This is a genomic window from Pseudomonas sp. FP1762 (assembly GCF_030687105.1).
Classification (GTDB): Bacteria; Pseudomonadota; Gammaproteobacteria; order Pseudomonadales; family Pseudomonadaceae; genus Aquipseudomonas; species Aquipseudomonas siliginis.
Window position 1 is genome coordinate 5,329,054 of record NZ_CP117458.1, and the last position, 18,602, is coordinate 5,347,655.

The 18,602-nt window shown below is 57.9% G+C and carries 18 protein-coding genes, 2 tRNA genes and 1 rRNA gene; 9 read left to right on the forward strand and 12 right to left on the reverse strand.

Annotated features, from left to right (window positions below; translation table 11 throughout):
- Nucleotides 1-25 precede the first annotated feature (25 nt).
- From PSH90_RS23880 to tyrS, 4 genes are all read right to left on the reverse strand, one after another.
- Nucleotides 26-101, reverse strand: a tRNA-Ala gene (locus PSH90_RS23880).
- A 30-nt stretch (nt 102-131) separates the two neighbouring features.
- Nucleotides 132-208, reverse strand: a tRNA-Ile gene (locus PSH90_RS23885).
- A 79-nt stretch (nt 209-287) separates the two neighbouring features.
- Nucleotides 288-1,822, reverse strand: a 16S ribosomal RNA gene (locus tag PSH90_RS23890).
- Nucleotides 1,823-2,374: 552 nt separating this feature from the next.
- Complete coding sequence (gene tyrS / locus PSH90_RS23895) at nt 2,375-3,574, reverse strand: tyrosine--tRNA ligase (RefSeq protein WP_016772931.1); 1,200 nt, start codon at nt 3,572-3,574, stop codon at nt 2,375-2,377.
- A 212-nt stretch (nt 3,575-3,786) separates the two neighbouring features.
- Between tyrS and PSH90_RS23900 the strand changes: the two genes are divergently transcribed.
- Complete coding sequence (locus tag PSH90_RS23900; protein WP_305381628.1) at nt 3,787-5,211, forward strand: peptidoglycan DD-metalloendopeptidase family protein; 1,425 nt, start codon at nt 3,787-3,789, stop codon at nt 5,209-5,211.
- A 3-nt stretch (nt 5,212-5,214) separates the two neighbouring features.
- Entirely contained in the window at nt 5,215-6,306 is a 1,092-nt protein-coding gene (locus PSH90_RS23905) for an anhydro-N-acetylmuramic acid kinase (RefSeq protein ID WP_305381630.1), read from the forward strand.
- A 69-nt stretch (nt 6,307-6,375) separates the two neighbouring features.
- On the opposite strand, the gene erpA is transcribed toward PSH90_RS23905, so the two are convergent.
- Both erpA and argC read right to left on the reverse strand, forming a co-directional pair.
- Nucleotides 6,376-6,726: an iron-sulfur cluster insertion protein ErpA gene (gene erpA, locus PSH90_RS23910; protein ID WP_003228776.1), complete on the reverse strand. Its 351-nt coding sequence runs from the start codon at nt 6,724-6,726 to the stop codon at nt 6,376-6,378.
- Between the two features lie 147 nt (nt 6,727-6,873).
- Nucleotides 6,874-7,908, reverse strand: a complete 1,035-nt coding sequence (gene argC, locus PSH90_RS23915; RefSeq protein ID WP_041476674.1) for an N-acetyl-gamma-glutamyl-phosphate reductase — start codon at nt 7,906-7,908, stop codon at nt 6,874-6,876.
- A 134-nt stretch (nt 7,909-8,042) separates the two neighbouring features.
- Here argC and hemJ point away from each other — a divergent pair, with 134 nt between their 5' ends.
- The 6 genes from hemJ (at nt 8,043) to coq7 (ending at nt 12,589) form a co-directional block, all read left to right on the forward strand.
- On the forward strand, nt 8,043-8,471 hold the full coding sequence (hemJ, locus tag PSH90_RS23920) for a protoporphyrinogen oxidase HemJ (RefSeq protein WP_039757756.1): 429 nt from the start codon (nt 8,043-8,045) through the stop codon (nt 8,469-8,471).
- Nucleotides 8,472-8,504: 33 nt separating this feature from the next.
- On the forward strand, nt 8,505-9,473 hold the full coding sequence (locus PSH90_RS23925; protein WP_056786714.1) for a nitronate monooxygenase family protein: 969 nt from the start codon (nt 8,505-8,507) through the stop codon (nt 9,471-9,473).
- Nucleotides 9,474-9,553: 80 nt separating this feature from the next.
- A complete protein-coding gene (locus PSH90_RS23930) occupies nt 9,554-10,501 on the forward strand; it encodes a DUF805 domain-containing protein (RefSeq protein ID WP_252886881.1) in 948 nt (315 codons plus the stop codon).
- Nucleotides 10,502-10,562: 61 nt separating this feature from the next.
- On the forward strand, nt 10,563-11,351 hold the full coding sequence (locus PSH90_RS23935) for an SDR family oxidoreductase (protein WP_041476677.1): 789 nt from the start codon (nt 10,563-10,565) through the stop codon (nt 11,349-11,351).
- A gap of 56 nt (nt 11,352-11,407) precedes the next feature.
- Complete coding sequence (locus tag PSH90_RS23940; protein ID WP_017128660.1) at nt 11,408-11,746, forward strand: histidine triad nucleotide-binding protein; 339 nt, start codon at nt 11,408-11,410, stop codon at nt 11,744-11,746.
- A 195-nt stretch (nt 11,747-11,941) separates the two neighbouring features.
- Nucleotides 11,942-12,589 (forward strand): 2-polyprenyl-3-methyl-6-methoxy-1,4-benzoquinone monooxygenase, encoded by a 648-nt coding sequence (coq7, locus tag PSH90_RS23945; protein WP_252886882.1) that lies wholly within the window; start codon nt 11,942-11,944, stop codon nt 12,587-12,589.
- Between the two features lie 112 nt (nt 12,590-12,701).
- Here coq7 and speD read toward each other — a convergent pair whose 3' ends face one another.
- Both speD and PSH90_RS23955 read right to left on the reverse strand, forming a co-directional pair.
- Nucleotides 12,702-13,496: an adenosylmethionine decarboxylase gene (speD, locus tag PSH90_RS23950; protein WP_024014530.1), complete on the reverse strand. Its 795-nt coding sequence runs from the start codon at nt 13,494-13,496 to the stop codon at nt 12,702-12,704.
- A gap of 237 nt (nt 13,497-13,733) precedes the next feature.
- Nucleotides 13,734-14,156, reverse strand: a complete 423-nt coding sequence (locus tag PSH90_RS23955; protein WP_016772921.1) for an OsmC family protein — start codon at nt 14,154-14,156, stop codon at nt 13,734-13,736.
- 235 nt (nt 14,157-14,391) lie between these two features.
- On the opposite strand from PSH90_RS23955, the gene crp reads away from it, so the two are divergent.
- The gene (gene crp, locus PSH90_RS23960) at nt 14,392-15,036 is read left to right on the forward strand and encodes a cAMP-activated global transcriptional regulator CRP (RefSeq protein ID WP_041476679.1); all 645 of its coding nucleotides are present in this window, start codon (nt 14,392-14,394) and stop codon (nt 15,034-15,036) included.
- Here crp and PSH90_RS23965 read toward each other — a convergent pair.
- The 4 genes from PSH90_RS23965 to PSH90_RS23980 all read right to left on the reverse strand — a co-directional run bounded on the left by PSH90_RS23965 (nt 15,033) and on the right by PSH90_RS23980 (nt 18,341).
- Nucleotides 15,033-15,731 carry a lipoate--protein ligase family protein gene (locus PSH90_RS23965; RefSeq protein WP_252868379.1) on the reverse strand — a complete coding sequence of 233 codons (699 nt, stop codon included), beginning with the start codon at nt 15,729-15,731 and terminating at the stop codon, nt 15,033-15,035. The genes crp and PSH90_RS23965 overlap by 4 nt on opposite strands.
- Nucleotides 15,732-15,855: 124 nt before the next feature.
- Nucleotides 15,856-16,692, reverse strand: coding sequence for an indole-3-glycerol phosphate synthase TrpC (gene trpC, locus PSH90_RS23970; protein ID WP_041476681.1), 837 nt, complete (start codon nt 16,690-16,692; stop codon nt 15,856-15,858).
- On the reverse strand, nt 16,689-17,738 hold the full coding sequence (trpD, locus tag PSH90_RS23975) for an anthranilate phosphoribosyltransferase (protein WP_041476682.1): 1,050 nt from the start codon (nt 17,736-17,738) through the stop codon (nt 16,689-16,691). Before trpD ends, trpC begins: the two co-directional genes overlap by 4 nt.
- Nucleotides 17,739-17,747: 9 nt before the next feature.
- Nucleotides 17,748-18,341 (reverse strand): aminodeoxychorismate/anthranilate synthase component II, encoded by a 594-nt coding sequence (locus tag PSH90_RS23980; protein WP_041476683.1) that lies wholly within the window; start codon nt 18,339-18,341, stop codon nt 17,748-17,750.
- Between the last annotated feature and the right edge of the window lie 261 nt (nt 18,342-18,602).

An 18,602-nucleotide genomic window follows, 5' to 3' on the forward strand; every position in this document is an offset into this window, starting at 1 on the left:
AGCTTTCAAACTTCAGAAGCAGTAGTGGTGGAGCCAAGCGGGATCGAACCGCTGACCTCCTGCGTGCAAGGCAGGCGCTCTCCCAGCTGAGCTATGGCCCCGTATTTCTACAGGCGTTTCCCACACAAAATTGGTGGGTCTGGGCAGATTCGAACTGCCGACCTCACCCTTATCAGGGGTGCGCTCTAACCAACTGAGCTACAGACCCAATTTCGGGCTGCTTCTATCGTCTTCTTCAATGAATCAAGCAATTTGTGGGAGCTCATGCAGCAGCTGATGTCGTCGATTAAGGAGGTGATCCAGCCGCAGGTTCCCCTACGGCTACCTTGTTACGACTTCACCCAGTCATGAATCACACCGTGGTAACCGTCCCCCCGAAGGTTAGACTAGCTACTTCTGGTGCAACCCACTCCCATGGTGTGACGGGCGGTGTGTACAAGGCCCGGGAACGTATTCACCGCGACATTCTGATTCGCGATTACTAGCGATTCCGACTTCACGCAGTCGAGTTGCAGACTGCGATCCGGACTACGATCGGTTTTATGGGATTAGCTCCACCTCGCGGCTTGGCAACCCTTTGTACCGACCATTGTAGCACGTGTGTAGCCCAGGCCGTAAGGGCCATGATGACTTGACGTCATCCCCACCTTCCTCCGGTTTGTCACCGGCAGTCTCCTTAGAGTGCCCACCATTACGTGCTGGTAACTAAGGACAAGGGTTGCGCTCGTTACGGGACTTAACCCAACATCTCACGACACGAGCTGACGACAGCCATGCAGCACCTGTCTCAATGTTCCCGAAGGCACCAATCCATCTCTGGAAAGTTCATTGGATGTCAAGGCCTGGTAAGGTTCTTCGCGTTGCTTCGAATTAAACCACATGCTCCACCGCTTGTGCGGGCCCCCGTCAATTCATTTGAGTTTTAACCTTGCGGCCGTACTCCCCAGGCGGTCAACTTAATGCGTTAGCTGCGCCACTAAGAGCTCAAGGCTCCCAACGGCTAGTTGACATCGTTTACGGCGTGGACTACCAGGGTATCTAATCCTGTTTGCTCCCCACGCTTTCGCACCTCAGTGTCAGTATCAGTCCAGGTGGTCGCCTTCGCCACTGGTGTTCCTTCCTATATCTACGCATTTCCCGCTACACAGGAAATTCCACCACCCTCTACCATACTCTAGCTTGCCAGTTTTGGATGCAGTTCCCAGGTTGAGCCCGGGGATTTCACATCCAACTTAACAAACCACCTACGCGCGCTTTACGCCCAGTAATTCCGATTAACGCTTGCACCCTCTGTATTACCGCGGCTGCTGGCACAGAGTTAGCCGGTGCTTATTCTGTCGGTAACGTCAAAATTGCAGAGTATTAATCTACAACCCTTCCTCCCAACTTAAAGTGCTTTACAATCCGAAGACCTTCTTCACACACGCGGCATGGCTGGATCAGGCTTTCGCCCATTGTCCAATATTCCCCACTGCTGCCTCCCGTAGGAGTCTGGACCGTGTCTCAGTTCCAGTGTGACTGATCATCCTCTCAGACCAGTTACGGATCGTCGCCTTGGTGAGCCATTACCTCACCAACTAGCTAATCCGACCTAGGCTCATCTGATAGCGCAAGGCCCGAAGGTCCCCTGCTTTCTCCCGTAGGACGTATGCGGTATTAGCGTTCCTTTCGAAACGTTGTCCCCCACTACCAGGCAGATTCCTAGGCATTACTCACCCGTCCGCCGCTGAATCCAGGAGCAAGCTCCTCTCATCCGCTCGACTTGCATGTGTTAGGCCTGCCGCCAGCGTTCAATCTGAGCCATGATCAAACTCTTCAGTTCAAACATCTTTGGGTTTTTAAGAAACCCTAAACTTGGCTCAGCAATCGTTGGTTACATCTTTGATTTCTCGCGGAGTAACTTGTGATGCTGATAATCTTGTTGACTATCAGTCTGACTGCACAAGCACCCACACGAATTGCTTGATTCAGTTGTTAAAGAGCGGTTGGTTAAGATCTTTCGTCTCAACCGAGGCGCGCATTCTACAGCAGCCTCATTTGCTGTCAAGTGATTATTTTCAGAAGTTTTCGAAGAATTCTTCAACAACTTCAACCACTTGCGCTTCCGATCTCTCGTTAGCGGGAGGCGAATTCTACAGCGTTAATCGCTGCTGTCAACACCTCTTTTTTCCGCTTTCGACCGAAAAGATCGAACCGTTAAAAGAACTACACATCACTGCCCTTTCAACTCCTTCCAGGCTTCGATGACCTGAAGCAAGCCGCTGTCGAAAACCGCATAACTCTTTGAATCTCAAGGAGTTTTCCGTTTCGACTGCGCCGGAAGTGGGGCGAATTATAGACTTCTAAAATTCGCCGTCAACCCCCAATTCCAACTTTATTCAGATTTCAGCGTAATACGTGCAAAAGCCTTCTTGCCGGCCTGACAAACGTGAGTCGTGCCCAGTACATATATAAAGGAGCGATCAACCACTTCACCATCGACCCGGACTCCGCCCGCCGCCAACAGATCACGCGCCGCCGCCGAGTTCTTCACCAGGCCTGCCTTATTAAGGACGGCAGCGATCGGCATATCCTCAACCGAAGACAGCTCGATCTCAGGCAAGTCATCTGGAAGCTCGCCATCCTTCATACGGTTGCCGGCGCCTCGGTGAGCATTCGCCGCAGCCTCTTCACCATGGAAGCGCGCAACGATCTCTTCAGCCAGCTTGATTTTGATGTCGCGTGGATTCGCTCCAGCTTCGACGTCAGCCCGGAAGGCGTTGATCTCGTCCATTGAGCGAAAGCTGAGCAACTCGAAGTAACGCCACATCAGCGCATCCGGGATGGAAACCAGCTTGCTGTACATGACGCCTGGTGCTTCCTGGATACCGACATAGTTGCCCAGCGACTTGGACATCTTCTTCACGCCATCCAGACCTTCCAGCAATGGCATCGTCAGAATGCACTGTGCCTCCTGACCATACCCACGCTGCAACTCACGCCCCATCAGCAGGTTGAATTTCTGATCGGTACCGCCCAGCTCGACATCGGCGCGCAGCGCGACCGAGTCATAACCCTGAACCAGCGGATAGAGGAATTCGTGAATAGCGATTGGCTGGTTGGTGGTGTAGCGCTTGTCGAAGTCATCGCGCTCAAGCATGCGAGCGACCGTGTATTGCGAAGTCAGGCGAATGAAATCCGCCGGCCCCATCTTGTCCATCCAGGTGGAGTTGAAGGCAACTTCGGTTTTCGCCGGATCAAGGATTTTGAAAACCTGAGTCTTGTAAGTCTCAGCATTTTCCAGAACCTGTTCACGCGTCAGCGGTGGACGCGTTGCGCTTTTGCCACTCGGATCACCGATCATCCCGGTGAAGTCACCTATAAGGAAGATGACCTGGTGCCCCAGCTCCTGGAACTGGCGCAGCTTATTAATAAGCACCGTATGACCCAGATGCAGATCCGGAGCGGTTGGATCGAAACCAGCCTTGATACGCAGCGGTTGGCCGCGCTTGAGCTTCTCGACCAGCTCGGACTCGACCAACAGTTCTTCCGCACCACGTTTAATCAGCGCTAGCTGCTCTTCAACCGACTTCATAACAGACCCGCAAGGCTCAGATTCAAAGGGAACCAACCATACAAGAACGCGCACCAATTACAAGTTTTGCCCGGCGCACGGACACCAATCCACAGACCCGAGGTCTGTAGACTTGCTTCAGCGATGATTTGGTTATATTTTATACAGTTATTTCATCTTCATCATGTCATTCATCTTTTCCAATTCATCTATTTCAAAGTCAAAAATTACCTATGACCACAGAACCGTCTAAAGCGCCCCCGCTTTACCCGAAGACCCACCTGCTCGCCGCAAGTGGAATCGCCGCCCTTCTCAGCCTGGCGCTGCTGGTATTTCCCTCCAGCGATGTTGAAGCCAAAAAGACGACTCTGAGTCTTGAACTGGAAAGTCCTGCTGAACAACTGACACAAGATCAAGACGCTGCTGATGCGGCTCAAGCCACAAACGAGCCCGCAGCTTCGCCGTTCGCACAAATCGAAAACAGCGACGAAAACACCGCACAAACCGCTGAAACCGCGCCAGCACCTGTGGCGCCTGCTGAGAAACCGAAAGAGCCTGGGCACCGTGAAGTCGTGGTTTCCAAAGGCGATACACTGTCTACCCTGTTTGAAAAAGTCGGTCTGCCTGCAGCCTCCGTGCACGAAGTACTGGCAAGCGACAAGCAAGCCAAACAGTTCAGCCAGCTCAAGCGCGGCCAGAAACTCGAGTTCGAACTGAGTCCGGAAGGCCAGTTGACCAGCCTGCACAGCAAGGTCAGCGACGTTGAAACCATCACCCTGACCAAGAATGACAAGGGTTATTCGTTCAACCGAGTGACTGCCAAGCCAACTGTTCGCACTGCCTACGTCCACGGTGTCATCAACAGCTCACTGTCGCAGTCCGCAGCCCGCGCCGGTCTTTCTCACAGCCTGACCATGGACATGGCCAGTGTCTTTGGCTACGACATCGACTTCGCGCAGGACATTCGTCAGGGCGATGAATTCGATGTGATCTACGAGCAGAAAGTCATCAACGGCATGGCCGTCGGCACCGGCCCGATCCTGTCGGCGCGCTTCACCAACCGCGGCAAGACTTACACCGCCGTTCGCTACACCAACAAACAAGGCAACAGCAGCTATTACACTGCCGATGGCAACAGCATGCGCAAGGCCTTCATCCGCACCCCTGTTGACTTCGCCCGCATCAGCTCGAAGTTTTCCATGGGCCGCAAGCACCCGATCCTCAACAAGATCCGCGCCCACAAAGGTGTCGATTACGCAGCGCCACGGGGTACGCCAATCAAGGCTGCCGGTGACGGCAAAGTGTTGCTGGCCGGTCGTCGTGGTGGCTATGGCAACACTGTGATCATTCAGCACGGCAACACTTACCGTACGCTCTATGGCCATATGCAAGGCTTTGCCAAAGGCGTGAAAACCGGTGGCAGCGTCAAGCAAGGTCAAGTCATTGGCTATATCGGCACCACCGGACTGTCCACCGGCCCGCATTTGCACTATGAGTTCCAGGTCAACGGCGTTCACGTCGATCCGCTGGGCCAGAAGCTGCCAATGGCCGATCCGATCGCCAAGTCCGAACGCGCGCGCTTCCTCGCGCAGAGCCAGCCACTGATGGCGCGCATGGATCAAGAGAAGGCCACCATGCTGGCTTCGAGCAAGCGCTAAGCCATGGCCCTGTATATCGGTGTGATGTCCGGAACCAGTCTCGACGGGCTGGACATCGCCCTGATCGAGCAGACCTCGGCGATCAAACTGATCGCCACCCACTACCTGCCAATGCCTGACTCCCTGCGCGCCGAGCTGCTTGGCTTGTGCGCCAGCGGCCCCGACGAGATCGCCCGCTCGGCGATTGCCCAGCAACACTGGGTCGAACTTGCCGCGTTGGGCATTCACACCCTCCTCGCGCAGCAACAACTCAAGCCCGAAGCAATCCGCGCTATCGGCAGCCACGGTCAGACCATTCGCCATGAGCCGGCGCGCGGGTTTACCGTGCAGATCGGTAATCCAGCCCTGCTGACTGAGTTGACCGGTATTACCGTCGTCAGCGATTTCCGCAGTCGCGATGTCGCAGCGGGTGGCCAAGGTGCGCCTCTGGTGCCAGCCTTTCATGAAGCGTTGTTTGAAGAGCGTAGCGGTAACCAGGCAGTCTTGAATGTCGGTGGATTCAGCAATCTCAGCCTGATTGAGCCGAACAAACCTGTAGCCGGTTTCGACTGCGGGCCGGGAAATGTTCTGATGGACGCCTGGATTAGCCGGCAACGGGGCGAGAACTATGACCGGGACGGCAAATGGGCTGCGACCGGCAAGGTTGAACCAACCCTGCTCAAGGCACTGCTAAGCGACCCGTTCTTCGTGACCAAAGGCCCGAAAAGTACGGGCCGGGAAGTCTTCAATCTGCCATGGCTGGAACAGCATCTTTCGAACCTGCCAACCTTCGCAGCCGAAGACGTTCAGGCCACGCTGCTGGAACTGACTGCGCAGACCATCGTCGAGTCGCTACAAAGCGCTCAATCGGGCACTCAGGAACTGCTGGTCTGTGGCGGCGGCGCGCACAACGCCACGCTGATGAAACGTCTGGCGGACCTGCTGCCAAATACCCAAGTGGCCAGCACCGCAACTCACGGGGTTGATCCAGATTGGGTGGAAGCCATGGCCTTCGCCTGGCTCGCCCATTGCTGCCTGGAAGGCATCGCCGCCAATCGGCCAAGCGTCACCGGCGCTCGCGGCCTGCGCGTCCTCGGCGCCATCTACCCGGCATAACCTTCAGAAACAAAAACGCCGCAGAACCGAAAGGCTCTGCGGCGTTTTGTTGTGTGCTGTAAAGCGCGATCAGATCGAGAACGACGACCCGCAACCACAAGTCGTTGTCGCGTTCGGGTTCTTGATCACGAAGCGCGAACCTTCCAGACCTTCCTGGTAGTCCACCTCCGCACCGGCCAGGTACTGGAAACTCATCGGATCAACCACCAGACTCACGCCTTCGCGCTCGACAATGGTGTCGTCCTCGGCAACATCTTCATCGAAGGTGAAACCGTATTGAAACCCTGAACAACCGCCGCCCGTAACAAATACGCGCAGCTTCAAGCGATCATTCCCCTCTTCATCGACCAGGCTCTTCACCTTGTGCGCAGCACCTTGGGTGAATTGCAAAGCCGTGGGGGTGAAGGATTCGACGCTCATGCTGACTATCTCCCGGCGTTACGCCGCCATAATGCGTGATGACGCGCATTATCCGCTTGTCCTAGAAAATTGGTCAACTATTAGAAAGGCAGCTGCAAGCTTCAAGCGGTGAGCTTCAAGCTTGCGGCGCCTGACCTGTGACGGCCGTTAAGGAAGCATACCGGCGTGGGACAGACCGAAGCGCTCATCCAGTCCGAACAGAATGTTCATGTTCTGCACCGCCTGGCCCGACGCGCCCTTGACCAGGTTGTCAATCACCGAGAGTACCACCACCAGATCGCCATCCTGTGGACGATGCACGGCGATGCGGCACACGTTGGCGCCGCGCACGCTACGGGTTTCCGGATGGCTGCCGGCTGGCATTACATCGACGAACGGTTCGTTGGCGTAGCGCTTTTCGAACAGCGCCTGCAGATCCACCGAGCGATCGACCACAGTCGCATAGAGCGTGGAGTGAATACCGCGAATCATCGGCGTCAGGTGCGGTACGAAGGTCAGGCCGACATCCTTGCCCGCCGCGCGACGCAGGCCCTGGCGAATTTCCGGCAGGTGGCGATGACCTTTTACCGCGTAGGCCTTCATGCTTTCCGACGTCTCGGAGTACAAAGAACCTACAGCCGCGCCACGCCCGGCACCACTGACACCGGATTTGCAGTCGGCGATCAAACGCGATGCGTCAGCCAGACCTGCTTCCAGCAATGGCAGGAAACCCAATTGCGTTGCGGTCGGATAGCAACCTGGTACCGCAATCAGGCGCGCTTTCTTGATCTGCTCGCGATTGACTTCCGGCAACCCGTAAACAGCTTCGTCCAGCAGATCTGGCGCGCCGTGCGGCTGGCCGTACCACTTGGCCCATTCATCAGCGTCTTGCAGACGGAAGTCGGCGGACAGGTCGATGACCTTGGTGCCCGCCGCCAGCAGTTCGCCTGCCAAGGCGTGAGCCACACCGTGCGGCGTGGCGAAAAACACCACATCGCAGGCGCCAAGGGTTTTCACGTCCGGCACGCTGAAGGCCAGCCCGTCATAGTGACCGCGCAGGTTCGGGTACATGTCAGCCACGGCCAGACCGGCCTCGGATCGGGAAGTGATGACGACCACTTCTGCCTGCGGATGCTGTGCCAACAGACGCAGCAGTTCGACACCGGTGTAACCCGTGCCGCCGACGATACCGACCTTGACCATAAACCTGCCCTCAACGAACCCACTGGAAAGCCGTCGATAATAGGGGCCGCGCGCGCCTGCGACAACCGCCAAGGTGACGCGCGGACGCTCAAGCCTCTACTATCTGGCTACCGTGAATGAGGGAATACCCAAAAATGCTCTATCTATGGCTCAAAGCGTTTCACATTGTCAGCGTCGTCTGCTGGTTTGCCGGACTGTTCTACTTGCCGCGCCTGTTCGTTTACCACGCGCAAAGCGCAGACACGATCAGCCAGGAACGCTTCAGCGTCATGGAGCGCAAGCTGTATCGCGGCATCATGGGCCCGGCGATGATCGCCACGCTGATCTTCGGTGGCTGGCTGATCTACCTCAACCCTAGCCTTTTCAGCCAGGGCGGCTGGATCCACGCCAAACTGACCCTGGTCGTATTGCTGATCGGCTACCACCACATGTGCGGCGCGCAGGTCAAACGCTTTGCCCGTGGCGAAAACACCCGCAGCCATGTCTTTTATCGCTGGTTCAATGAAGTGCCGGTTCTGATATTGCTGGCTATCGTAATTCTGGTCGTGGTCAAGCCGTTCTAACTTCAATCAATAAAAATCTTCGGGGTGTTCACAATGTCGCTGCCCGCTTTGCTCGAACAACGTCTGCGTCTGCCCGTGGTGGCGGCACCGATGTTCCTGATCTCCAATCCGGAACTGGTGCTCGCCTGCTGCCGCAATGGTGTGGTCGGCAGCTTTCCGGCGCTGAACCAACGCGAAAGCAGTGGGTTCAAGGCTTGGCTGGAACAGATCGAAGCGGGCCTGGCGACGCTGGATAATCCGGCCCCTTATGCGGTGAACCTGATTGTTCACCACAGCAACCCGCGCCTTCAGGCGGATCTGGACATTTGCGTCGAGCACAAGGTGCCGATCGTTATCACCAGCCTCGGCGCGGTGAAGGAACTGGTCGACGCGGTGCACAGCTATGGCGGTCTGGTGTTTCACGACGTGACCACGCGGCGCCATGCCGAGAAAGCCGCTGAAGCCGGTGTCGACGGGCTCATTGCCGTCGCGGCCGGTGCCGGCGGGCATGCTGGTACCTGGAGCCCGTTTGCGCTGATTGCCGAGATCCGTGAGTTCTTCGACAAGACACTCTTGCTTGCAGGATGTCTGAACCACGGCCATGAGATTCTCGCCGCGCAACTGCTCGGCGCGGATTTGGCCTACTTCGGTACGCGATTTATCGGCACCACAGAAAGTCACGCGCCTGACGCCTACAAAGACATGCTGCTGACAGCCAAGGCTGCCGACATCATTCATACTCCAGCAGTGTCGGGAGTGCCGGCCAGTTTCATGCGCCAGAGCCTGGAGGCGGCCGGTTTCGACATGGCGGCACTGCAAGGTAAGGGCGAGGTGAACTTCGGCGACAAGCTAAAGCCGATCAACGATGAAGCCAAAGCCTGGAAGACCGTGTGGTCGGCGGGCCAGGGTGTTGGCCAGATTGGTGACCTGCCAAGCGTGGATCAGTTGATTGCGCGGCTCGACGCAGAATATCGTCAGGCTCAGGCGCGCGCCGCACAGCTGCCGGAACGCTGGCCGCGCTGAGCAATACCCCCGGCCAGTCGCTGTCAGACTGGCCTTGAACTGACTACTGCAAACCCAATCGCGACAAGGATGCCTCGGCCATGAGCGACACCCGTTACAAGATCGTCTTCGACGGCGCGCTGCAGCCCGGCGTCGACCTCACCACCGCCAAACTGAATCTGGCGGATCTGTTCAAAAGCGATGTGGCCGCCATCGAGCGCCTGTTCAATGGCCGCACCATCGCCCTCAAACGTGATCTGTCCCACAGCGATGCCCAGACGTATCTGCAGGCATTGAACAAAACCGGGATCGATGCGCGGATCGAAGCGGAAACCGCCATCGAGCTGAATCTGGCGGATGTCCACGATAACCCTGCAGCGGTGGCGGAACCGGACTCGCCTTACGCCCCACCGCGCGCCAATGTCGGTGAAGCTCTGCCGCCATTCGCCACGCTCAAGCCATTCAGCGTCGAAGGCCGGATCGGTCGCCTGCGCTTTCTCGCCTGGACCATGGTCCTGAGCCTGGTGACCCTGCCCATCGTCGGTGTGTTTGCCTTGATTGCCTTGGGTCTGGTCAGTGGCGATTCAACCACAGGCCTGATCCTCGGCGGCATTCTGGCGGTCTTCCTGTTCCTCGGCTTCATGATCGTCAGCATTCTGTTCAGCGTTCAGCGCCTGCACGATATCGGCTGGTCGGGCTGGCTGTGGTTGTTGAATCTGGTGCCGTTCGTCGGCAGTTTTTTCCCGCTGGTGATGATGGTCGTACCCGGCAATGCCGGCGCCAACCGCTATGGCCCGCCACCACCGCCGAACAGCACGGCCGTCAAAGTGCTGTGCTCGTTATGGATCGTATTCTTCGCACTGATTTTTGCCGGAGGCCTTCTTGGCGGCTTCTCGGCTGTGCAGGAAGAATATGAAAGCAATCTGGAGAGCAGCTATGACAGCGGCGCGGTGACCACCGACGAAGTTGAGGTCGTCGAACCGCCAGTGATTTCCGCCGACGAGGCAGCCGAACCGGCGCAGGCCCCTGTAGACTCTGCGCAAGAATGAACAGCGCTCCCTGCCGCGACAATCGCGTCGCCGGCGCGGAGCTGTTGCGATGGAGAACTGCATGACCCGTTACGCTCTGATCACCGGTGCTTCCAGCGGCATCGGCCTGGCCATGGCCGAAGCACTGGCCCGGCGCGGCCGCAGCCTGATTCTGGTGGCACGGCAGCGTGATCAGCTGGAAAGTATCGCCATCGAGCTGACCCAGCGCTTCGATGTCGAAGTATTGTTTCGTGCCTGCGATCTCGGCGAACCGTTGCGCCTGTCGGGCTTTTTGCTGGAGCTGGAAGAAGGCGACCGGCAGATCGATCTGCTGGTCAACTGCGCCGGCATCGGCACTTGCGGGCCGTTCCTCGCGCAGGACTGGATGACTGAGCAGGACCTCATCGAGGTCAATATCCTCGCCCTCACCCGCCTCTGCCATGCGGTGGGTAACAGCATGGCGCTGCTGGGTGGCGGGCAGATTCTCAACGTCGCGTCGGTCGCCGCCTACAGTCCTGGCCCGTGGATGAGCACGTACTACGCCAGCAAAGCGTATGTGCTGCATTTTTCCGAAGCCTTGCGCGTGGAGCTCAAACAAAGCGGCGTGAAAGTTTCGGTGCTGTGCCCCGGCCCGACGCGCACACCGTTCTTCCGAACCGCACAGATGAGTAGCGAAAAGATCGAAAGCAGCCACTCGCTGATGAGTCCGGAAGAAGTGGCACTGCATGCCGTACGCGCACTGGATAAAAACCGCGCCATCATCATTCCGGGACGACGCAATCGCTGGCTGGCGTTCCTGCCGCGGCTGGGTTCGCGCTGGCTCAATCGCACCATCGTCGGCATGATCAACAAAGCTTACTGCCCCCGCTAGGAAGACAACTTCGAAGCGGTACACTCGATTCAGCCCAACTCAACGGAGAAACAGCAGTGGATACTCTGTTCACCAAGATCATCAACCGGGAAATCCCGGCGAAGATCATTTACGAGGACGACCAGGTTCTGGCCTTCCACGACATCGCCCCCCAGGCTCCGGTGCACTTTCTGGTAATCCCGAAAAAACCGGTGCGCACGCTCAACGACCTGACCGAAGACGACAAGGCGCTGGCCGGGCACATCCTGTTCACCGCGCAGCGTCTGGCGCTGGAACTGGGTTGCGAAGAGGGCTTCCGCGTGGTGATGAACTGCAATGAACTTGGTGGGCAGACTGTCTATCACATTCATATGCACGTGCTGGGTCAGCGCCAGATGAACTGGCCGCCGGGCTGATTGGCGACAACAACTGTGGGAGCGAGCCTGCTCGCGAAGGCGCCGATACATTCAACACTTCAGTATCCGATAATCCGCTTTCGCGAGCAGGCTCGCTCCCACAAAAAAGCCTGACCGCGCAGGAAGTGACCCAGCGCAAACCCTCGCCGGCCGATTCGGTTAAACTGGCCGCCGAGATTCTTCCCGGAGGTCAGCATGACTACCCAACGTCACTACTCGCCCATAGACCGTCTGCTGCTGCAAGCCGATGCCGCGATGCGCACGCTGTTGCCCTCCAGTGGTCAGCCGTACCGCCCGTCGCCGGCGATTCTGCAACCGGATACGCAGATGAGCGATGAAGACACTCGCCACGTCGCCGGCCTGATGCGTATCAACCACACTGGCGAAGTCTGCGCTCAGGCGCTGTATCAGGGGCAAGCGCTGACCGCCAAGTTGCCGCAGGTACGCGCGGCCATGGAGCACGCGGCTGAAGAAGAGATCGATCATCTGGTCTGGTGTGAGCAGCGCATCCATCAGTTGGGCAGCCACACCAGCGTGCTGAATCCACTGTTTTACGGCATGTCGTTCGGTATCGGCGCGGTCGCCGGACTGATCAGCGACAAGGTTAGCCTTGGTTTCGTTGCGGCGACCGAGCATCAGGTCTGCAAACACTTGAACGAACATCTGGAGCAATTGCCGGCCGAGGACGAGAAGTCCCGGGCGATTCTTGAGCAGATGCGCATCGATGAAGAACACCATGCGGAAAGTGCCCTGGATGCGGGCGGGTTTCGTTTTCCGGCGCCGGTCAAGTTCGGGATGAGCTTGTTGGCCAAGGTGATGACCAAGAGTACTTATCGGATCTGAGATATGTATCGCCCGACATTGCCCTATCGCTGGCAAGCCAGCTCCCACAGGGGGTTTTGTCTGAAGCATGAAAAAGGCGACCAGGAGGTCGCCTTTTTTGTTTCCGGGAATCTTAGGTCGGCATATTGCGCGCGTAGAAGATTTCCAGCATTTCGTGTTTCACACGGTCGGTCACCTGGGCACGTTGCTCGGGCGAGAGGTTGCTGGTGGCGTCGCCGAACAGGTAGTTGTCCAGTTCGAAGTTCTTCAGCAGCATTTTGGTGTGGAACAGGTTTTCCTGGTACACGTTCACGTCGGTCATCTGGTACGCGTCGCGGGTGTCTTCGGAGAGGTAGTTCTGGATCGAGTTGATCTCGTGGTCGATGAAGTGCTTGTTGCCTTCAACGTCACGGGTGAAACCGCGCACACGGTAATCCACGGTCACGATGTCCGAATCGAACTGGTGAATGAGGAAGTTGAGCGCTTTGAGCGGTGAAATGACACCACAGGTCGACACGTCGATATCCACACGGAACGTTGCAATACCGTCGTCCGGATGGATTTCCGGATAGGTGTGCACCGTGATGTGGCTCTTGTCGAGGTGGGCCAGAATAATTTCGGGCAACGGGCCCGGCGATTCTTCGATCTGGCTGTCAGTCGGGGTTACCGGCTCTTCCGAAATCAGAATCGTGACGCTGGCGCCCTGGGGTTCATAGTCCTGACTGGCGATGTTCAGGATGTTGGCACCAATGATCTCGACAACTTCTGTGAGAATCTGCGTCAGGCGTTTCGCGTTGTACTCTTGATTGATGTACTCAACGTAAGCCTGCTGGTCTTGCGGGGTTTCCGCGTAGCAGATGTCATAGATGTTGAAGCTCAAGGTCTTTGTCAGGTTATTGAACCCGTGGAGCTTGAGTTTGCTTTTCACCGTTAAAAACTCTCTATGTATGCGGCGCGGCCGCGTGATCAAGCATGCCCGTCAAGTGCGAACAACGCACCTGCGTAGGACGGTTAACACCTCTTCGCGATGGCGATTTTGGTTATCTGTTCAGGCGGATGACCCGTCGGCTGACCGATCACTGCCCTGAAAAAAGTGGCGCATTATGCAGACGTCAGCGGGGGATCGCCAGAGTCTGCACTGCTTTTATGATAGTTGAATGTCGGTTCAGCCGAGTTCGACGATTTCATAATCGTGGGTGATTGCCACGCCAGCCGCGCCGAGCATGATCGACGCCGAGCAATACTTCTCGGCCGACAGCTCGATGGCGCGCTTGACCTGAGCTTCCTTCAGGCCCCGGCCCTTGACCACGAAGTGCATGTGGATCTTGGTAAACACCTTGGGATCTTCAGTCGCACGCTCGGCATCAAGGAAGGCTTCACAGCTTTCAACAGCCTGGCGCGACTTCTTCAGGATGCTGACCACGTCGAAGTTGCTGCAACCGCCGACACCCAGCAAGAGCATTTCCATCGGGCGAACCCCGAGGTTACGGCCACCGGCATCTGGCGGGCCGTCCATTACCACGACATGACCGCTGCCGGATTCGCCGAGGAACATGGCTTCGCCAGCCCATTGGATGCGTGCCTTCATCGCCCAGACTCCACTGTAAAAAAAGGGTCGCCAGCTTAGCACAGCACTTTGTCCCGACAGGAACGACGTCCTAGGACGGATGCTTTCTGGCTGTAGGTAATTTCTCGAATTTTCGACGAAGTGTCTGGTAAGCTGGCGCCAATTCGCTGGCGCCAATTCGTCAGCCCTGTAGCGACCGCCTTCAGCGCCTCATAAAAACTCAAACATCACCGTGCAGTCTTTTCGGGATACAACCATGGTTGCTATTACCCCCACACCCAAAATCAAGAACATCGACAAGCTGTTGATGCATTGCCAGCGCCGGCGTCATGCGGCCAAGAGCAATATCATCTGCGCCGGGGATCGCTCGGACACGCTGTTTTTCATCATCAAAGGCTCGGTCACCATCCTCATCGAAGACGACGATGGTCGCGAGATGATCATCGCTTACCTGAACGCCGGGGATTTCTTCGGCGAACTGGGTCTGTTCGAGCAGGCAGGTCAGGAGCAGGAACGCAGCGCCTGGGTGCGTGCCAAAGTTGAATGCGAAACCGCCGAAATCAGCTACGCCAAGTTCCGCGAACTGTCGCAGCAGGATCCAGACATTCTTTACGCCCTCAGCGGACAAATCGCACAACGCCTGCGTAACACCACGCGCAAAGTCGGCGACCTGGCGTTTTTCGATGTCACTGGCCGAGTCGCCCGCTGCCTGCTGGAGTTGTGCAAACAACCGGACGCCATGACTCACCCGGACGGCATGCAGATCAAGGTCACCCGCCAGGAGATCGGTCGTATCGTCGGCTGTTCTCGAGAGATGGTCGGCCGCGTGCTCAAGGATCTGGAAGAACGCAACCTGGTCGATGTGAAAGGCAAGACCATGGTGGTCTTCGGCACGCGCTAGACGTAAATCTGCGCCAGCATCAAACGAAACAATTCATCGAGACGCGCCAATGCCTGTGGCGCGTTGAATTTCTCATACAGGGCAATGTGGCTTTGCGCCCTCACCCGCTGCTCCAGGCCGCAGGCTTCATTGAAGCGATTGACCGCAGCAACCATCGCTTCGCGCTCGTCATCCATCAGCATCGCACCATGCACCAGGCCAACCGGACGCTGGCCTCCCTGACTCTGGCGCCAGCGCTGGGCGGTACCGACCATCTTGCGACCGTCGAGATTGACGTTGAAACGGCCGTCGCAGAATGCGCCGTCGATTTCCCCGACCGACGAGGTGCCACCCAACTCATCCAGCAACTGACAGATCGGATCGCACAGGCGGCGGTAGCCGGTTTCGATGCGGTTCAGATCGCCTTCGCTGCGAGGCGGGGCATATACCAAGGCAATGTTGACGGTCGCAGCGGATTGCGGGACGGGCTCACCGCCGGTTTCACGCAACAGCACCGGCCAGCCAGCAGCAGCGGAAACTTCGCAGGCGTGGTCGAAATGCGGGAGACGGTTGAGGCGGCGCGGCATGACCAGCGCGCGATCGGTGGGTTGCCAGAACAGCAGGCCGAATTCGGCGTCGCCGGCGCAGACCGAGGCCAGCAAGTCCTGTTCGGCTTGCAGGCCGGATTCGATGGTCAGCGGGGTTGGCAACGACATGGTGAGCTCCGGCAGATTGAATCTCTTTAGCGGAATTTAGCGCCTCTTCGCGAGCAGGCTCGCTCCCACACTGGAATGCATTTCCCTGTGGGACCGAGCCTGCTCGCGAATGAGGTCGACTCGGTCAGTCGAGGGTCGAACCACTGATCGGCACACCACGCTCCGGAAAGAACAGGCGCTGCAATTCAATGCCTGGATTTTCCGCGCGCATGAACGCTTCGCCGACCAGGAACGAGTACACATCGCTGATTTCCATCAGCTCGACGTCGGCCCGATTGAGGATGCCGCTTTCGGTGATCACCAGGCGATCGCGCGGGATGCGCGGCAGCAGGTCGAGGGTGGTTTCCAGGCTGACGTCGAATGTGTGCAGGTTGCGGTTGTTGACCCCGACCAGCGGCGTGTCGAGGGTTTTCAACGCGCGCTCCAGTTCGTCACCGTCGTGCACTTCCACCAACACGTCGAGACCGACGCCTTTGGCCACGGCGGCCAGCTCGGCCATTTTCACGTCGTCCAGTGCGGAGACGATCAACAGCACGCAATCGGCGCCAAGCGCGCGAGCTTCAACGATCTGGTACGGATCGATCATGAAATCCTTGCGGATCACCGGCAATTTGCAGGCGGCGCGCGCCTGTTGCAGGTAGGCATCGGCGCCCTGGAAGTAGTCGATATCGGTCAGCACCGACAGACAGGTGGCCCCACCCTTTTCGTAGCTCTTGGCAATGTCTGCCGGGACGAAGTCTTCGCGGATCACGCCTTTGCTCGGCGAAGCCTTTTTGATTTCGGCAATCACGGCCGGTTGTTTCTTCTTCGCTTGCGCCAGCAACGCCTGGGCAAAACCACGGGGTGCATCGGCCGCCTTGGCCAGACTTTCCAGCTCGCTCAGGCTGACCCGAGCGCTGCGCTCGGCGACTTCCTCAACCTTGCGCGCCAGAATGTTTTCCAGAACCGTCGGTACACTCATCCTTCATTCTCCACTTTGAATACCGCGGTAAAGGCACCCAGCTCCTCGAGTTTTTCCCGAGCGAGGCCGGTGTGCAGCGCGTCGTGCGCCAGCTCCACACCTTGTTTCAGACTGCTTGCGAGGTCGGCGGCATACAGCGCCGCACCGGCATTGAGCACAATCATCTCGGCAGCTTTCTGGCCGTTTTCGGTTTTGCGCTTGCCGAGGGCATCGCGGATCAGCGCCAGCGACGCTTCCGGGCCTTCAACCGACAGGCCGTGCAGGCTCTGGCTCTTCATGCCGAGGTCTTCCGGTTCGACCCAATACTCAGTGATTTCGTTGTTCTTCAACTCGGCAACAAAAGTCGGCGCGGCGAGGCTGAATTCGTCCAGGCCGTCCTTCGAATGCACGACCAGAACGTGTTTGCTGCCCAGTCTTTGCAAGACTTCGGCCAATGGCCGGCACAGCGCCTGAGTGAATACGCCGACGACCTGATGTTTCACACCGGCCGGATTCGTAAGCGGGCCGAGCATGTTGAACAGCGTGCGCAGACCGAGTTCGCGGCGCGGGCCGGCGGCGTACTTCATCGCTTTGTGGTGAGTCTGGGCGAACATGAAACCGATGCCGACGTTGTCGATGCAGCGCGCGACCTGCACCGGGGTCAGGTTCAGATAAATGCCGGCAGCTTCCAGCAGATCGGCACTGCCGCTCTTGCCGGACACCGCGCGGTTGCCGTGCTTGGCGACGGTGCAACCGGCGGCTGCGACAACAAAGGAAGACGCGGTCGATACGTTGAAGATATTCGCACCGTCACCGCCGGTGCCAACCACATCGACTACGCCGTCGAGGGTTTTCAGCTCGACCTGATCGGCCAGCTCGCGCATCACCGACACGGCGCCGACGATTTCGTCGATGCTCTCGCTTTTCATGCGCATGGCCATCATAAACGCGCCGATCTGCGCTTCGGTGCACTGGCCGGTCATGATCTCGCGCATCACATCGCGCATTTCATCGGTGCTGAGGTCGAGGTGTTCGACGATACGGCTGAGGGCTGTCTTGATATTCATGGGAAGTCCTTAGCGCGTGCCGCCGGTTTGTTTGAGGAAATTGGCAAACAGTTCATGACCCTGCTCGGTGAGGATCGATTCGGGGTGGAACTGCACACCCTCGATGTTCAGGGTCTTGTGACGCAGGCCCATGATCTCGTCGACCGAGCCGTCGTCGTGCTGGGTCCATGCGGTCAGCTCGAGGCAATCGGGCAGGCTGTCATGCTTGACGATCAGCGAGTGGTAACGGGTAACAGTGAGCGGATGATTGAGGCCGGCGAACACGCCCTTGTCCTCGTGGAATACCGGGCTAGTCTTACCGTGCATGACTTGGCGGGCACGCACCACATCACCGCCGAAGGCCTGGCCGATGGACTGGTGGCCGAGGCAGACGCCGAGGATCGGCAGCTTGCCGGCGAAGTGCTTGATCGCATCAATGGAAACGCCCGCCTCGGTGGGCGTGCACGGCCCCGGGGAAACCACGATGCGCTCGGGATTCAGCGCTTCGATTTCGGCGATGGTCAGTTCGTCGTTGCGCACCACTTTGACCTCGGCACCCAGCTCGCCGAGGTATTGCACAACGTTGTAGGTAAAGGAGTCGTAGTTGTCGATCATCAGCAACATGGCGTTTCGAACCTCTTGAATTCTGACTTGATGACAGCCTTCAGATGACTTGCCCGCGGGTGGCTGCGCGATGTCGGACGCGCACAGGGCGCCAGCACAGCGGCATTTCAAACAGACAAGGAAGGCAAAGCGATACAGATCCGGCGGAGCCGGCAGAGAAGATTCAGGCGCGCCAACGCCAGCGGGCGTGTGCCTTGATGACTTGATCCAGAAGTTTGCTGGTGATCAACACGGGGAAGGTCTCGTTCATACGTTCCGGCA

Coding starts and splice junctions, on each gene's coding strand:
- tyrS (WP_016772931.1), bottom strand. CDS start 3,574: ATGAAGTCGGTTGAAGAGCAGCTAGCGCTGATTAAACGTGGTGCGGAA.
- PSH90_RS23900 (WP_305381628.1), top strand. CDS start 3,787: ATGACCACAGAACCGTCTAAAGCGCCCCCGCTTTACCCGAAGACCCAC.
- PSH90_RS23905 (WP_305381630.1), top strand. CDS start 5,215: ATGGCCCTGTATATCGGTGTGATGTCCGGAACCAGTCTCGACGGGCTG.
- erpA (WP_003228776.1), bottom strand. CDS start 6,726: ATGAGCGTCGAATCCTTCACCCCCACGGCTTTGCAATTCACCCAAGGT.
- argC (WP_041476674.1), bottom strand. CDS start 7,908: ATGGTCAAGGTCGGTATCGTCGGCGGCACGGGTTACACCGGTGTCGAA.
- hemJ (WP_039757756.1), top strand. CDS start 8,043: ATGCTCTATCTATGGCTCAAAGCGTTTCACATTGTCAGCGTCGTCTGC.
- PSH90_RS23925 (WP_056786714.1), top strand. CDS start 8,505: ATGTCGCTGCCCGCTTTGCTCGAACAACGTCTGCGTCTGCCCGTGGTG.
- PSH90_RS23930 (WP_252886881.1), top strand. CDS start 9,554: ATGAGCGACACCCGTTACAAGATCGTCTTCGACGGCGCGCTGCAGCCC.
- PSH90_RS23935 (WP_041476677.1), top strand. CDS start 10,563: ATGACCCGTTACGCTCTGATCACCGGTGCTTCCAGCGGCATCGGCCTG.
- coq7 (WP_252886882.1), top strand. CDS start 11,942: ATGACTACCCAACGTCACTACTCGCCCATAGACCGTCTGCTGCTGCAA.
- PSH90_RS23955 (WP_016772921.1), bottom strand. CDS start 14,156: ATGAAGGCACGCATCCAATGGGCTGGCGAAGCCATGTTCCTCGGCGAA.
- crp (WP_041476679.1), top strand. CDS start 14,392: ATGGTTGCTATTACCCCCACACCCAAAATCAAGAACATCGACAAGCTG.
- PSH90_RS23965 (WP_252868379.1), bottom strand. CDS start 15,731: ATGTCGTTGCCAACCCCGCTGACCATCGAATCCGGCCTGCAAGCCGAA.
- trpC (WP_041476681.1), bottom strand. CDS start 16,692: ATGAGTGTACCGACGGTTCTGGAAAACATTCTGGCGCGCAAGGTTGAG.
- trpD (WP_041476682.1), bottom strand. CDS start 17,738: ATGAATATCAAGACAGCCCTCAGCCGTATCGTCGAACACCTCGACCTC.
- PSH90_RS23980 (WP_041476683.1), bottom strand. CDS start 18,341: ATGTTGCTGATGATCGACAACTACGACTCCTTTACCTACAACGTTGTG.